General features: G+C 66.4%; 14 protein-coding genes and 1 pseudogene. 11 read left to right on the forward strand and 4 right to left on the reverse strand.

What is annotated here, in order from left to right; translation table 11 throughout:
• Positions 1-65 precede the first annotated feature (65 nt).
• Both LOS8367_RS01635 and LOS8367_RS01640 read left to right on the forward strand, forming a co-directional pair.
• Complete coding sequence (locus LOS8367_RS01635) at positions 66-680, forward strand: hypothetical protein (RefSeq protein ID WP_085894696.1); 615 nt, start codon at positions 66-68, stop codon at positions 678-680.
• A 67-nt stretch (positions 681-747) separates the two neighbouring features.
• Positions 748-1,929: a pyridoxal-phosphate-dependent aminotransferase family protein gene (locus tag LOS8367_RS01640; protein WP_085894697.1), complete on the forward strand. Its 1,182-nt coding sequence runs from the start codon at positions 748-750 to the stop codon at positions 1,927-1,929.
• 457 nt (positions 1,930-2,386) lie between these two features.
• Here the strand turns inward: LOS8367_RS01640 and phaZ are convergent.
• Positions 2,387-3,640: pseudogene (gene phaZ / locus LOS8367_RS01645) on the reverse strand (polyhydroxyalkanoate depolymerase); the annotation flags it as partial.
• A 126-nt stretch (positions 3,641-3,766) separates the two neighbouring features.
• Here phaZ and LOS8367_RS01650 point away from each other — a divergent pair.
• The 4 genes from LOS8367_RS01650 (at position 3,767) to LOS8367_RS01665 (ending at position 7,836) form a co-directional block, all read left to right on the forward strand.
• A complete protein-coding gene (locus LOS8367_RS01650; RefSeq protein WP_085894699.1) occupies positions 3,767-5,599 on the forward strand; it encodes a PHA/PHB synthase family protein in 1,833 nt (610 codons plus the stop codon).
• Positions 5,600-5,741: 142 nt separating this feature from the next.
• Positions 5,742-6,206: a phasin family protein gene (locus tag LOS8367_RS01655; protein WP_085894700.1), complete on the forward strand. Its 465-nt coding sequence runs from the start codon at positions 5,742-5,744 to the stop codon at positions 6,204-6,206.
• Positions 6,207-6,326: 120 nt separating this feature from the next.
• A complete protein-coding gene (phaR, locus tag LOS8367_RS01660) occupies positions 6,327-6,866 on the forward strand; it encodes a polyhydroxyalkanoate synthesis repressor PhaR (protein WP_085894701.1) in 540 nt (179 codons plus the stop codon).
• Between the two features lie 175 nt (positions 6,867-7,041).
• Positions 7,042-7,836, forward strand: a complete 795-nt coding sequence (locus tag LOS8367_RS01665; protein WP_085894702.1) for a class I SAM-dependent methyltransferase — start codon at positions 7,042-7,044, stop codon at positions 7,834-7,836.
• A gap of 64 nt (positions 7,837-7,900) precedes the next feature.
• Here the strand turns inward: LOS8367_RS01665 and LOS8367_RS01670 are convergent, their stop codons facing one another.
• Both LOS8367_RS01670 and LOS8367_RS18965 read right to left on the reverse strand, forming a co-directional pair.
• The gene (locus LOS8367_RS01670; protein WP_085894703.1) at positions 7,901-8,677 is read right to left on the reverse strand and encodes a Bax inhibitor-1/YccA family protein; all 777 of its coding nucleotides are present in this window, start codon (positions 8,675-8,677) and stop codon (positions 7,901-7,903) included.
• A gap of 12 nt (positions 8,678-8,689) precedes the next feature.
• Complete coding sequence (locus LOS8367_RS18965) at positions 8,690-8,995, reverse strand: hypothetical protein (protein WP_133166681.1); 306 nt, start codon at positions 8,993-8,995, stop codon at positions 8,690-8,692.
• A gap of 159 nt (positions 8,996-9,154) precedes the next feature.
• Here LOS8367_RS18965 and LOS8367_RS01675 point away from each other — a divergent pair, with 159 nt between their 5' ends.
• Both LOS8367_RS01675 and hisN read left to right on the forward strand, forming a co-directional pair.
• Positions 9,155-9,523, forward strand: coding sequence for a helix-turn-helix domain-containing protein (locus LOS8367_RS01675; RefSeq protein WP_085894704.1), 369 nt, complete (start codon positions 9,155-9,157; stop codon positions 9,521-9,523).
• A 101-nt stretch (positions 9,524-9,624) separates the two neighbouring features.
• Positions 9,625-10,437 (forward strand): histidinol-phosphatase, encoded by an 813-nt coding sequence (hisN, locus tag LOS8367_RS01680; RefSeq protein WP_085894902.1) that lies wholly within the window; start codon positions 9,625-9,627, stop codon positions 10,435-10,437.
• A gap of 115 nt (positions 10,438-10,552) precedes the next feature.
• On the opposite strand, the gene guaD is transcribed toward hisN, so the two are convergent.
• Positions 10,553-11,842 (reverse strand): guanine deaminase, encoded by a 1,290-nt coding sequence (guaD, locus tag LOS8367_RS01685; protein WP_085894705.1) that lies wholly within the window; start codon positions 11,840-11,842, stop codon positions 10,553-10,555.
• Positions 11,843-11,951: 109 nt separating this feature from the next.
• On the opposite strand from guaD, the gene mgtE reads away from it, so the two are divergent.
• The 3 genes from mgtE (at position 11,952) to LOS8367_RS01700 (ending at position 14,855) form a co-directional block, all read left to right on the forward strand.
• The gene (gene mgtE, locus LOS8367_RS01690) at positions 11,952-13,340 is read left to right on the forward strand and encodes a magnesium transporter (RefSeq protein WP_085894706.1); all 1,389 of its coding nucleotides are present in this window, start codon (positions 11,952-11,954) and stop codon (positions 13,338-13,340) included.
• Complete coding sequence (locus LOS8367_RS01695) at positions 13,337-13,903, forward strand: 5-formyltetrahydrofolate cyclo-ligase (RefSeq protein ID WP_085894707.1); 567 nt, start codon at positions 13,337-13,339, stop codon at positions 13,901-13,903. The genes mgtE and LOS8367_RS01695 overlap by 4 nt, the downstream gene beginning before the upstream one ends.
• Before the next feature lie 136 nt (positions 13,904-14,039).
• Positions 14,040-14,855 carry a TIGR00282 family metallophosphoesterase gene (locus tag LOS8367_RS01700; protein WP_085894903.1) on the forward strand — a complete coding sequence of 272 codons (816 nt, stop codon included), beginning with the start codon at positions 14,040-14,042 and terminating at the stop codon, positions 14,853-14,855.
• The last annotated feature ends 43 nt before the right edge of the window (positions 14,856-14,898 follow it).

The following is a 14,898-nucleotide window of genomic DNA, read 5'->3' on the forward strand; positions in this document are numbered from 1 at the left end:
GCAGGCGGGTTTGACGGGGCCGCAGGCGCGGCCTAGGGCAGGGCGGAGCGATGAAAGAGGCGGGCATGGATCACGAAGGCATCGAGCTGATCGACAAGGTACGGCTGTGGCCCAGTCACGCGATGATCGCCGGGCGGCCGCATCGGGTGAAATGGGGCGCTTGGGCTGTGTACCTGCCCGGCCCGCAGATCAAGTTGATGCACGCGGTGGCGGGGCGGCAGCATTGCATCTACTACAAGGCGCCCCGGCGCGAGGAGGTGCTGGGCGGCTTCGACCGGCGCCGCGATGCCGAGGATTGGGCACGGGCCTTTTCGACGCCAGTGTTGCGCCGGGTGGCCGAGAATTGGGTGATGTTCCAAAGGTTGCACGCGGCAGGGCTCGGTCCCGAGCCGATGGGGCTGGTGGCGGTGCGCGACTATCGCAGCTTCTTCTCGCGCGGACGCGGGATCACCGCCGGGCTGAGGCTTGCCGATCTGACCAAGTATCCGGAAAAGGCGCCGGCCACCGAGGCGGAACTGCGCGAGGCGGGCATCGTCCCGGACCGCAGCCGTGCCTCGCTGCGCGAGCAGATCCGTGGCTATGTGAGCGACCTCAACAACCTGCACGGCGCGATGCCCGAAGATGGCGAGGCCGAGGTAGCGGCGGTCGAGGCGGCGCTGGCGCGGGCGCTGGGGCGCTGAGAGGGCGTTGACGGCGGCGTCGGCCGGCGCGAGGCTGCGCGCCGATCAACCCTCGCGAGGCCCCCGCATGTCGCTTTCCCACGGTCGCCCCTATCTCGCCATTCCCGGCCCCTCCGTCATGCCCGACCGGGTGCTCGCGGCGATGCAGCGCCCGGCGCCAAACATCTATACCGGCGCGCTGCACGAGATGACCGCGACGCTGTTTCCCGACCTGAAGCGCGCCGCCGGCACCGCGCATCACGCCGCGATCTACATCTCCAACGGCCACGGCATGTGGGAGGCGGCGTTTCTGAACGTGCTGGCGCGGGGCGACCGGATTCTGGCGCTGGTGGCGGGGCATTTCGGCCATGGCTGGGTCGCCACGGCACGGGCGCTGGGCGCCGAGGTCGAGGTGATAGAGAGCGACGGGGCCGGGCCGGTCGATCCGGACCGGCTCGCCGACCGGCTCCGCGCCGACCGGAGCCACGAGATCCGTGCCGTCATCTCCTGCCACGTCGACACCGCGACCGGGGTACGCGCCGACATGGCCGGCTACCGCGCCGCGCTCGACGCGGCGGGACACCCGGCGCTCCTGATGGCCGATTGCATCGCCTCGATGGGCTGCGACCGCTTCGAGATGGACGCGATGGGTGTCGATGTTGCGATCACCGCGAGCCAGAAGGGGCTGATGACGCCGCCGGGGCTGGGCTTTGCCTTCTTCAACGAGCGGGCGGCCGAAGCCCGGAGACGCGCCGACATGGTCACGCCCTACTGGGACTGGCGGCCGCGCGCCGCGCCTGAGTTGTATTATCAATACTTCGCGGGCACCGCGCCGACCCATCACCTCTACGCGCTGCGCGCCGCGCTGGACCTGATCGTCGAGGAGGGCATCGAGGCGGTCTGGAGCCGGCATGCCCGCCTCGCAAACTCGATCTGGGCGGCTGTGGAGGCATGGGGCCGCGAAGGAGAGATGCGGCTTGGCGTGCGCTCGGCGGAGGACCGCAGCCACGCCGTGACCTCGATCCATCTGGGCGCACCTGACGCGGACCGGCTGCGCGGCTGGTGCGAGACGGAAATGGGAGTGACGCTCGGGATCGGGCTGGGACGGACACCGCCCGAGGGCTGGTTCCGTATCGGCCATATGGGCCATGTGAACGCACATATGGTGCTGGGCGCGCTCGGAACCATCGAGGCGGGGCTCTCCGCCCTGTCGATCCCGCATGGCCCGGGCGGCGTGACGGCGGCGGCCAAGGCGCTGGCCGCCGCCTGATCGTTCAGTCGTTGGCGGCGCGGGTCGGCTTGCCGGCCTGCGCGGCCTCGGGTTTCGCCTCAACGGGCTTGGCAGCTTCGTCCTTCGGCGCGTCCGGCTTCGAAGGCTCGGCCTTCGGCGCATCGGCCGCCTGCGGGGCCGCAGCGGGTTTGGCCGGCTCCTGCGCCGGGGTCGCGCTGTTCGAACTCACCAGGGTCGGCTTCGAAACGGCCGGCTTGGGGGCGGCGGGTTCGCCCGCCGGCTGCTTCGCCACTACCGGTTCGGCGGCTTGGGCCCTCTCCGGCGCCGGCTTTGCCTCACCGGTCACGGCCTCGGCCCCTTTGACGATGTCCTTCGCGACCTTCGCCTCGGGCTTCGTGGCCTTGGGTTTGCTCGTCTCGGACGGCTTTGCCTTTGCGGCGGCGGGCTTGGCCCTCCGGGCGGGCTTCGACGGCTGGGCCGGCTTCGGCGATTCGACCTTGGCCGTGTGCTTGCCCGGCGCATCGGAGTTGGCGTCGATGAACTGAAGTACCAGCGGCCGGATATTCTTGCGCCAGCTCGACCCGGCGAAGATCCCGTAATGCCCAGCGCCGGGCTCCAGATGCGCCGCCTTGCGATCATCGGGCAGGCCGGTCAGCAGGTCGAGCGCGGCGAGGCACTGGCCCGGGGCCGAGATGTCGTCCTTTTCGCCTTCAACGATCTTCACCGCCACCGAGGTGATCTTGCCCAGATCGAGCTGGCGACCATCCACGGTGAAGACGTTGCGCGCGATGTCACGCGACTTGAAGACGCGCTCGACGGTCGAGAGATAGAACTCGGCCGTCATGTCCATCACGGCGAGGTACTCGTCGTAGAACTGGTTGTGCTTGTCATGCTCGGAGGCCTTGCCATGGGCGGCACGGAAGATCTGGTCGGTGAAGGCCTGCGCATGGGTGGCGGCGTTCATAGCGATGAAGGAGGCGAGCTGCAACAGCCCAGGATAGACCTCGCGGCCCACGCCCTTGTACTTGAAACCGACCCGCTGGATCATCGAATGCTCCAGCTGGCCCATCGTGACGCGGCTGCCGAAATCGGTGACGTCGGTAGCGGCGGCGTCGGGATCCACCGGTCCGCCGATCAGCGTCAGCGAGCGCGGCTGCGCCTCGGGGTCGTCCTCGGCCAGCATCGCCGTCGCCGCGAGCGTGAGCGGTACCGGCTGGCACACCGCGATCACGTGCAGGTCCGGACCGAGATGACGCATGAACTCGGCCACGTATTTGGTGTAGTCCTCGACGTCGAACTTGCCCTTGCTCACCGGGATGTCACGGGCGTTGTGCCAATCGGTGATGTGCACGTCGCAATCGGGCAGCAGGCTGATCACCGTCTTGCGCAGGAGGGTGGCGTAGTGGCCGGACATCGGCGCAACCAGCAACACTCGCCTCTTCGGCGATTTTCTGCCGGGGGTGGTAAAGCGGATCAGGTCGCCGAAGGGGCGCTCGACCAGCGTCTCGACGCGGACGATGTGGTCCTTGCCATCGGGGCCAGTGATCGAGGGGATGCCCCAGTCAGGCTTGGCCACCATGCGTGCGAAGCTGCGCTCGGTCACGTCGCCCCATGCCTTGAGCAATTGCATCGCCGGGTTGGCGGTCATTGCCATCGCCGGGTAGTCGCTCATGGCGCGCGCGGTCGCACCCAACCACTGGTTGGTATTGCGCACGCTTTCCATCAGGTCGTAGGTCGGCATATACTTCATAAGGTTGCTCCAGGCAGGGGTCGTAGGTCCGTCGGGGGCCAGCCCCGCCTCGGCGGCACGCGGGGCGCACAGGCCCGCCCCGGCAGGCCGCATGCTGCGCCTGCAAACTAGGGCGCGGGAGGGTGTATGACAACTGACGATCACGGCAAGGACGCGGATCAGGGCGAGACCGGTGACGGTTTGGCCACGGGCGCCAAGGCACGGCTGGAAGCCAATCTGACCCGGATCGAGGAGCTGACGCAGCGGCTCGTCGGCGCGATGGGGCAGGGGCGGCAGGTGCCGCCCAGCCTGCAGGGGCCGAGCCACGACCTCTACATGAAGGCCGCCGGGACCTACTGGGCCGAGATGATGCGCGACCCGGCCCGGATGATGGAGCACCAGCTCGGCTACTGGGGCAAGACGCTGAGGCATTACGTCGAGGCGCAGCAGCAGTTGGTGCCCGGCGCGGCCCCCGTTGCCAGCGACAAAAAGGGCGACCGCCGGTTTTCCAACCCGCTATGGGACACCCACCCCTGGTTCAACTTCATCAAGCAGCAATACCTGACCAATGCCGAGACGGTGCGGATGGCCATCGACTCGATCGAGGGGCTGGAGCCGCGCGAGAAGAAGCGGCTCGACTACTTCGCGACCCAGATCGTCGACATGTTCAGCCCGACCAATTTTCTCGCCACCAATCCCGACGCGCTGCAAAAGGCGCTCGAGACGGAAGGCCAGAGCCTGATCGACGGGCTCGAGAACCTGGTCCGCGACCTTGAGGCCAACAAGGGCGACCTCGTCGTGACGCTGGCCGATGGCAATGCGTTCCGGGTGGGCGAGAACCTCGCTACTACGCCGGGCGAGGTGGTGTTTCGCAACCATCTGTTCGAACTGATCCAGTACGCGCCGCAGACCGAGGACGTGCACGAGACGCCGGTGGTGCTGTTCCCGCCCTGGATCAACAAGTACTACATCCTCGACCTGAAGCCGCAGAACAGCCTGATCCGCCACGTCGTCGAGCAGGGCTACACGCTTTTCGTGGTGAGCTGGATCAACCCCGATCCGAGTTATGCCGAGATTGGCATGACCGACTATGTGGAGGACGGCTATCTTCAGGCGATCGAGACGGTGAAGGAGATCTGCGGCGTCAAGAAAGTCAACGCCGTGGGTTATTGCATCGCCGGGACAACGCTGAGCCTGACGCTGTCGGTGCTCAAAGCGCGCAAGGACAACTCGGTCAACTCGGCGACCTTCTTCACCACCCTCACCGACTTCTCGGATCAGGGCGAGGTGGGCGTGTTCCTCGACGACGACTTCGTCGACGGCATCGAGGCGGAGGCGCGCGAGGCGGGCGTGCTCGACAAGTTCTACATGTCGCGCACCTTCTCCTTCCTGCGCGCACGCGATCTGATCTACCAACCCGCGATCCGCAGCTACATGATGGGCGAGGCGCCCCCTGCCTTCGACCTGCTCTATTGGAACGGCGACGGCACCAACCTGCCGGCGCGCATGGCGGTCGAGTATCTGCGCGGCCTGTGCCAGCAGGACCTGTTCGCGACCGAGGGCTTCACCGTGGCCGGGCATCTGGCCAAGATCTCGGAAGTGACGGTGCCGGTCTTCGCGGTCGGATGCGAAAGCGACCACATCGCGGCGTGGGATTCGAGCTGGCGCGGCATTCAGAAGATGGGCTCGAAGGACAAGACCTTCGTGCTGTCGGGCTCGGGTCATATCGCGGGCATCGTGAACCCGCCTGCCAAGAAGAAATACGGCTACTGGACCAACGACAAACCGGCAAAGACGCCTGAGGAATGGCGCGCGGCCGCGACCAAGCACGAAGGCTCCTGGTGGCCGGTCTGGATCGAATGGCTGAAGCCGCGATCGGGCGAACTGGTCCCTGCGCGTCAGCCCGGTTCCAAAGCGCATCCGGCGCTGGGCCCGGCCCCGGGGCGCTACGTGACGGGGGGGCGCCTCGCAGCCGAATAGGGCGCTACCTGCCCTTGGGGAAGTTTTTTGCTGCACCGCAGAAAAACATCTTGAAATGCTGCGGCGCAGCATTCATATTCAGCTCATGAGTTCGACAGAGCGGGGCCATGGTGCTGCCGCAGCGACCAGAAAGGGACTTCTGATGGCCAATACGCAAGACTTCACCGCGATCTTCAAAGACATGATGGGCTCCTTCCCCGTCGACACCAAGAACATGGAAGAGATGTTCAAGAACCAATCCGCGCTTGCCGAGAAGCTTTCTGCCGCCAATCTCGAAGCGGCGCAGAAATCGACCGAGCTTTCGGCCAAGTGGGCTCAGGACACGCTCGCCAAGTTCGGCGAAGTGACCCGCGCCAAGTCGGAGCCCGCCGATTACGCCAAGGCGATGAGCGACTTCGCCTCGTCCTCCGCCGAAGCCGCGTCCGAGCACATGGCCGCCTTCGCGGAAATCGCGAAGAAGCTGCAGACCGAGACCCTCGAGCTGATGCTTTCGGCCGGCAAGGACATGAGCGACGACATGACCGCTGCCGCCAAGAAGGCCGGCGCCGATGCTCAGGCCGCGACCCGCAAGGCCTCTTCGCAGACCGCTCAGGCGGCCTCGAAGTAAGCCGCACTGCGGCGCTCCTCCCACGCCGCGGCGGGCGGGCTGTCATCGACAGCCCGCCCTTTCTTTTTGCGAAACACCGTCCTAGGCTTTGCTGCAGTGCATCATGCCGGGGGGAAAGAGATGGCCGAAACCACGAAACCGCTTCTGATCAAGCGATATGCCAGCCGGCGGCTCTACAACACCGAAACCAGCGACTACGTCACGCTCGAGGATATCGCGGGCTTCATCCGCGCGGGCCGCGAGGTGCAGATCGTCGATCTCAAATCCGGCGACGACCTGACCCGCCAATACCTGCTGCAGATCATCGCAGAACACGAAAGCCGGGGCGAAAGCGTGCTGCCGGTCGATGTGCTGACGGATCTGGTGCGCAGCTATACCAGCCAGGCCAGCTCCGTGGTGCCGCAGTTCCTCGCCGCCTCGTTCGAGATGCTGCGCGACGGGCAGTCGAAGCTCATGGAGAACATGACCAAGGTTTCGCCGATGGGGCAGATGCCCGGCTTCGAGGCGATGCGCGCACAGCAGCAGGCCTTCTTCAAGGCGATGACCGGGGGCATGATGGGCTCCACCGGTCCCAAGCCGGAAAAGGAAGACGACAACCTCGACGACATCAAGAAGCAGCTTGCCGAGCTGCAGTCCAAGCTTTCGAAGATGGGCAAGTAGCGTAGCGGGCGGGGTGAGACGACGATCACCCCGGCCAGCGCACTCGCATCCTCCCGGACGCGTGCCCTTGGCCACGCGACGGGGCAGGTGACCCACCCGCACGGCGAACCGCGATGCAGCGCCACGTGCCCGATCATGATAAGATAGGGCGAGGGAGATCGTGGAGGGGTGCGCCATGGACGGGATTGTCGCGCGGGCCGAAGCCGAGGCCTACGAGTTGTTCATGGGGCGCTGGAGTCGCCCCGTCGCCGATCGGTTCCTGGATTGGCTCAAGGCGCCCACCGGAGGCGACTGGATCGATATCGGTGCCGGGACCGGCGTCCTGACCGCCGCGATCCTCGAACGCTCGGCGCCCCGGCACCTGCTTGCGGTCGAGGGGTCGGAGAGCTTCGTCGCGCATCTGCATCATCGTTTCTCCGACGCCCGCCTCAGCATCGAGCGTGGCGACGCGCTCCAACTGCCATTGCCGGCGGAGAGTCGCGACGTTGCCGTGTCCGGGCTTTTCGTCAACTTCGCAACATCTATGGAAGCGGCACTGGCCGAGATGCGCCGGGTGCTGCGCCCCGGCGGCCTGCTGGGGTTCTATGTCTGGGATTACCCCTCCGGCGGCATGGGCATGCTGGATGCGTTTTGGCAGGCGGCCATGTCTGTCGATCCCGAGGCGGAGCGGTCGTCAGAAAGGCACCGCTTTGCCAAATGCGACTTCGCCGGTCTCGATCGGGCCTGCCGCGCCGTCGGGCTTGAACCGGCGATCGGGCAGATCGACACGATGAGCGAGCACGAGGATTTCGAGGCCTACTGGCGTCCCTTCACCCAGGCACCCAGCACGGCGAAGCGGTACCTCGACGGTCTCGACCCCGATGCGCGGGCGCGGCTGCGCGGCGCGTTGGCGCAGCGGCTCGACCATGGCGGACCGATCCGCCTGCCGGCGCGGGCCTGGTGCGTGAAAGCCCAATTGCCGGACAAATAGCCTCACATGGAAAAAGGGCCGGCGTTGCCGCCGACCCCTGGATCGATGTCATCTGTCCTGAAATTTATTCGCGATTGCCGAAAAGCTGCAGCAGGAACATGAACATGTTGATGAAGTCGAGGTAGAGCTGCAGCGCGCCCATGATGGCGGCCTTGCCCAGCCACTCGCTGTCACCGTGGGCCGCGTGGCTCACGTAGATGTTCTTGATGTTCTGCGTGTCATAGGCGGTCAGGCCGGCGAAGATCAGCACGCCCAGCACCGAGATCGCGAAAGCCACCGCCGAGGAGGCGAGGAAGATGTTCACGATCGAGGCCACGATCAGGCCGATCACGCCCATGATCAGGAAGGTGCCGAAACCCGACAGGTCCTTCTTCGTGGTATAGCCGTAAAGCGACAGCCCCGCGAAGGCGATGGCGGTGATCAGGAACACCTGAATGATCGAGACGCCGGTGAAGACGAGGAAGATCGAGCTCAGCGACAGGCCCATCACCGCGGCGAAGGCGTAGAAGACGACCTGCGCGGTAGCGGCCGACATGCGGTTCATGCCGGCGGAGAAGCCGAAGACGAACAGCAGCGGCGCGAACATGATCAGCCATTTCAGCGGCGAAGCATAGATCGCGGCGCCGAAGCTGGTCAGATACTTGCCAGTGCCGATCTGCGCGGCCGCGAGCGCCGGGTCGGTCGTGGTCGCCAGACCCGAAATAGCCCATGCCGCCGCAGCGGTGATCAGCATGCCCACGGACATGGTGCCGTAGACCTTGTTCATGTGGGCGCGAAGCCCTTCGTCGATCCGAGCGGAGCGGGCCCCGGCCGTCGCGCGGATCGTATTGAATTCAGCCATTGAGACCTCCGGTCAGAAGAAAAACTGCTCGGTTCCGATATTGGGGATCGGGCGACGCTTTTCAAGCCTGACGCCGTTGGCGCCGCTGTGTGGTAATAAGGGTCGAAGGCCACTGATCGCGGCGCCGATGCGCGCTAGGAAGCGCGGGAACGAGCCGTGCCGTGGACGGCTTCCCGGGTCAGTTTGGCGGCCCCTGATCGTCAGCGCCCGGTTCAAGACGCGTTCATGGACCGATCCCGCGCTACTCAGCCACGATTCGCCAAAGGAAACGCGGGTTTGCTCATCTGTCCTGACCTTCCGGACAGTTTCACTGTCCATTTGACCCGGGTCATGACCAAAAAGCCATGATGACCTTTGCAACCGATGCGTGTCTAAATGGATATATACTGATGGGCATGCGTGCCCGAAAAACATTTGCAACGCGCAGCGTCCGGTCGAGTACCGCATTTGGGCGCAGAAGGTTAAGAAGGACAGCCGATGAAGCATCCCGTTGACGTCCATGTTGGCAAGCGCATCCGTCATCGCCGTTGGATGAATGGCACGACCCAGCAGCAGCTGGCCGAGAAGGTTGGCATCAAGTTCCAGCAGATCCAGAAATACGAAACCGGCATGAACCGCGTCAGCGCTTCGCGTTTGTGGGACATCGCCCACGCGCTCGGCGTGCCGGTGTCCTTCTTCTTCGAGGGCATGGACGCGGCGGAGCCCGAGGCCCGGCCCGGCGACATGCCCGGCGACGTGATGGCCGACCGCGAGGCGCTGGAACTGCTGCGGTCCTATTACGCGATCCCTGAACAGCAGCGCCGCCGCCTGTTCGACCTGGCCCGCGTGCTGAGCGACGCCGCCTGAAAGCACCCGTCGGAGGACGGTCCCCGGTCTTGACCGGGGCGCCGTCCGCGCGCTACCGCCGCCGTCGGGCGGCCGATCCGTCCGAGCAGGATGGGCGCTTCATGACCGGCACATACTCACCCGATCTCATCCGCGACATCGTTGCCACGGCCCATGCCTTGGCCGATGCCGCGCGGCCCGAAACGCTGCGCCATTTCCGGCAGGGCATCGGCGTCGATGACAAGACCGGCGACGGGGTCGGTTTCGACCCGGTCACCGAAGCCGACCGCGCGGCCGAACGCGCCATGCGGGCAATCTTGGCGCAACGCCGTCCCGCGGACGCGATCCTCGGCGAGGAATACGGCGCCAAGTCCGGGACCAGCGGACTGACCTGGGTGCTCGACCCGATCGACGGCACCCGCGCCTATATTGCCGGAACCCCGACATGGGGCGTTCTGATCTCGGTTCGCGACGAGCACGGGCCGATCTTCGGAGTGATCGACCAGCCCTATATCGGCGAGCGTTTCGAGGGGGGCTTCGGCATCGCGCGTCTCGACGGGCCGTTGGGTGAAAGCCGTCTTGCGACCTGTGCGTCCCGCGCGCTTCCCGAGGCGATCGTGATGACCACCTTTCCCGAAATCGGGAGCCCGGCCGAGCAGGCGGGCTTCGAAGCCGTGAGCCGAAAGGCCCGGCTGACGCGCTATGGCATGGATTGCTACGCCTATGCCTTGGTGGCGCTAGGGCAGGTCGACCTGGTGATCGAGGCCGGGCTTAACAGCTATGACATCTGCGCCCCCATCGCGGTGATCGAGGCTGCGGGCGGTGTCGTCACCAACTGGCAGGGCGGCCCAGCGCATGAGGGCGGGCGCGTCATTGCCGCCGCCAATGCAGGCATTCACGCCGAGGCGCTGGAACTGCTGCGCCAAACCGGCTGAGCGGTGCGCGGCCGGCAATGGCAGGATTTGCGTATCTCAGGAACAAAGTCATCAGGCCGCTGCGCACCGTGGCAAAGGTGATCTCGCCGTGGCGCGCAGCTTCCAGAAGCGGGTACTAGCCCTTCATGCGCTGGCCCGCCACATAGGTGGCGGTGATCGCGCGGTCGTCCCCCATCATGATCGTCGGGAACAGCGCCTCCCAGATGTCCGAGGCTAGCGCCGAGCGCTGCGCGATTCCGGGCGTCGAGGCGAGATCCAGCACGATCATGTCGGCAGCTGCGCCGGGCGCGAGGCGGCCAATCTCGCCTTCAGCATGCAGTACCTTGGCCGAGCCCTCGGTGGCGAGCCACAGGAGCTGCGCGGGGTGGATCGGGTTGCGCCTGAGCTGGCCCAGTTCATAGGCGGCACCCATCACCCGCAGCATCGAGAAGGACGAACCGCCACCCGTATCCGAGGCCAGCCCGATCCGCTGCCCCTCGGCCACCCGCGCGGCCATGTCGAAGATGCCCGAGCCGATGAAGGTGTTCGATGTCGGGCAATGCACGAGCCCGGCCCCGATTTCGCGCAGGCGGTCGGCCTCGCGCGGCTCCAAGTGGATGGCGTGGCCGTAGAGACCGCGTTCGCCCAAGAGACCGTGCGCCTCGTAGGTGTCGAGATAGTCGCGCGCCTCCGGGTACAGGCCCTTCACCCATTCGATTTCGTCCACCTGCTCGGACAGGTGCGTCTGCATCAGGCAGGTCGGATGTTCGGCCCAGAGCGCGCCCAGCGCGTCGAGCTGCTCGGGCGTCGAGGTGGGCGAAAAGCGCGGCGTGATGACATAGCGGGCGCGGCCTACGTTGTGCCAGCGTGCGATCAGCGCCTTGCTGTCGTCATGGGCCGAACGCGCATCGTCCCGCAGGAAGTCGGGTGCGTTGCGGTCCATGCAGGTCTTCCCCGCGAAGGCCGCCATGCCGCGCGCCTCGGCTGCCTCGAAGAAGGCATCGACGCTGCCGGGATGGATCGTGCAGAAGCTCGTGAGCGTCGTGGTGCCGTTGGCGATGGCGAGGTCGAGCGTGCGGCCAGCGACTTCGTCGGCATAGGCGCGGTCGGCGAACTTGCCCTCCTCAGGAAAGGTATAGCTGTTGAGCCAGTCGATCAGCCGCTTGCCCCAACTCGCGATCATCGCGGTCTGGGGATAATGCATATGCGCATCGACGAAGCCCGGCAGGATCAGCCCCTCGCCGTGATCGATCACCTCCGCCTCGCCATGCCGCGCACGCAACGTGTCGGCCTCGCCGGTAGCGACGACTTGGCCACCCTCGACCAGCACCGCGCCGCGGCTTGAATGGGTGGCGGCGGCAGGACCTTCGATGAAGGGATCGCCGGTGAAGTTCAGGGTCTGGCCCAGGTGCAATGTCTGTGTCATGGGCGAAGGATAGGAGCGGCGCGCGCGCAGGTAAATCGGCCGGTGCCCTGCGCTCCGGTTGCCGTTGCGCGAACATCCATTATGGTCCGCGCCAACACCGGGAGATGCCATGGACGACCAGATCGAAAGCCACGAGCCGGACAGCGACGAGGACGATTTCGGACTTCCGGCGCGGCTCTTCGACGAGGTGCTCGACGCGGTCGAGGCCGGCGATGCGGCGCGGCTCGACACGATCTTCGAGCCGCTCCACCCCGCCGACATCGCCGACCTGCTGGAGCAGATCGACGCGCGCGATCGCCGCGCGCTGCTGGCCCTTTGGAAGGGCGGGATGGATGGCGAGATCCTCTCGGAACTCGACGACAACCTTCGCGAAGAGATCATCCAATCGCTCGCGCCGACGGAGCTGGCCGAGGCGGTCCGCGAGCTCGAATCCGATGACGTGGTCGACCTCGTCGAGTATCTCGACGAGGATCAGCAGGCCGCCGTGCTCGACGCGCTCGCCGCCACCGACCGGATCGCGGTCGAAAAGGCGCTGGCCTACCCGGAGGAATCCGCCGGCCGCCTGATGCAGGTCGAGGTGGTGCGCGCGCCAGAGCACTGGACCGTGGGCGAGGCGATCGATTTCCTGCGCCGCTCGGATACGCTGCCGGACCAGTTCTACCACGTGATGCTGGTCGATCCGCGCATGAAGCCCGTGGGCTACGTGCAGATCGGGCGGCTCCTGTCCAAGCCTCGCTCGACGCCACTGCGCGACATCACAGAGGAAAGCTTCCGTACCTTTCATATCGAGGATGACGAGGGCGCGGTGGCTTACGCCTTCAACCAGTATCACCTGATCTCGGCGCCGGTCGTGGATGACGACGACCGGTTGGTCGGCGTGATCACCATCGACGACGCGATGAACGTGCTCGACGAGGAACACGAGGAGGACATCCTGCGCCTCGCCGGCGTCGGCGGCGAGAGCGAGCTGTCGGATTCGGTGCGCGAAACCACCAAGCAGCGGCTGCCATGGCTCGCGGTGAATCTCGGCACGGCGATCATCGCCTCGCTGGTCATCTCTCTGTTCGAGGAGACCATCGCCGGTCTCGTGGCCCTCGCAGTGCTGATGCCGATCGTCGCTTCGATGGGCGGCAATGCGGGCACCCAGTCGCTCACCGTCGCGGTGCGTGCCATCGCAACGCGCGACCTGACCACCTCGAACGTATGGCGGGTGATCCGGCGCGAGGTGGCGGTGGGGCTGATCAACGGATTGGCCTTCGCGGTGGTGATGGGGATCGTCGGCCTCGTCTGGTTCGGCTCGCCGATGCTCGGCGCAGTGATCGCCGTGGCCATGGTGATCAACCTCGTGGTGGCGGGGCTGTCGGGTGTGGTCGTGCCGGTCGTGCTCGACCGCTTCGGCATCGATCCGGCGCTGGCCTCGGGCACCTTCGTGACCACGGTCACGGACGTGGTGGGCTTCTTCGCCTTCCTCGGCCTCGCCTCGGTGATCCTGCTGTGAGCGGCATCACAGGCCTTGCTGCCCGCAAGAAGGCCGCGCGTGAGGCGGCGTTTCTGCGCCGCGAATTGGCGCACCGTTCCGCCAGCACCCAGGCCGAACACCTGACGCGCTGGCTGCTGGAACATCCGGCCCGACCGATCGCGGGCTACATGCCGATGCGCAGCGAGATCGACCCGCTGCCCGCCATGGAGGCTGCCGCCGCCCGAGCGCGCATCGGCGTGCCGGTGATTGAAGGGGCGGGGCGACCGCTACGGTTTCGCGAATGGACCCCGGGCTGCGCGCTCGAAGAGGGGCATTTCGGCGCCCATGTCCCGGTGGCGGGTGAGTGGATCACGCCCGAGATCGTCATCGTGCCGCTGGTGGCCTTCGACCGGCAGGGGCACAGGCTCGGCTATGGCGGCGGTTTCTACGACCGGACGCTTGAACGGCTGCGGGCCGCGGGCCCGGTCACGGCGGTGGGTTTTGCCTTCGCCGCGCAGGAAGCGGATGAAATTCCGGTCGAACCCACGGACCAACCGCTGGACCTGATCGTGACCGAAACCGGAATCGTCGTGCCGGGCTGAGCCGGGCTGGCGGAACGGGCGTTTCGCCACGGCCCCTGCCGCCGGATCAGGCGGTTCGCGCGGCATCGCAACGTGACATCGCATGGTGGCGACGCTTCGCTTGCCCTTTGCAAATGGCCGCCCTAACACCGGCGGGATGAGAATATTGTTCCTTGGCGACGTGATGGGTCGCGGTGGCCGACAGGCCGTGGCGGAGCGGCTCCCGGGGCTGCGCCGCGACTGGCGGCTCGATTTCGTGGTGGTCAACGGCGAGAACGCCACCGGCGGGCGTGGTCTCTCGACCGAGCATGCCAAGGGCCTTCTCGAAGCGGGCGCCGACGTCATCACGCTGGGCGATCACGCCTTCGACCAGAAGGACATGCTCCGGTTCTGCGAGGCCGAGCCGCGCATCATCCGGCCGCTGAACTACTCCAAATCCGCCCCCGGCACCGGCGCACGGGTGTTCGAGGCGACGCGGGGCCGCAAGGTGCTGGTGGCGCAGGTTCTGGGGCAGGTCTTCATGAGCCGCCCCTATGACGATCCCTTCTCGGCGCTGGAGCCGGTGCTCAAGGCGCACCCGCCGGGTGGCGCGGTCGCGGCGAGCCTGATCGACATCCATTGCGAGGCGACCAGCGAGAAGATGGGCGTCGGCCATTTCTGTGACGGTCGCGCCTCGATCGTGGTGGGCACCCATACCCATGTACCCACGGCGGATGCGACGATCCTGCCACGCGGAACGGCATTCCAGTCGGATGCCGGCATGTGCGGCGATTACGACAGCGTCATCGGCATGCAGAAGGACGAGCCGCTTAGGCGCTTCGTCACCGGCATGCCGGGCGGGCGCTTCACCCCGGCGATGGAGGAGGTCACCCTGTGCGGCCTCTATGTCGAGACCGACGACCGCACTGGCCTCGCCTCGCGGGTGGAGATGGTGCGACAGGGCGGCCGGTTGTCGCAGACGGGCCCCGCGTGAGATTTCGGCCATTGGCCATAGTAGAGTTCCGGCCGTGACACGC

Origin of the sequence: Limimaricola soesokkakensis (assembly GCF_900172345.1) — a bacterium.
In the GTDB taxonomy this organism is placed as follows: Bacteria; Pseudomonadota; Alphaproteobacteria; order Rhodobacterales; family Rhodobacteraceae; genus Limimaricola; species Limimaricola soesokkakensis.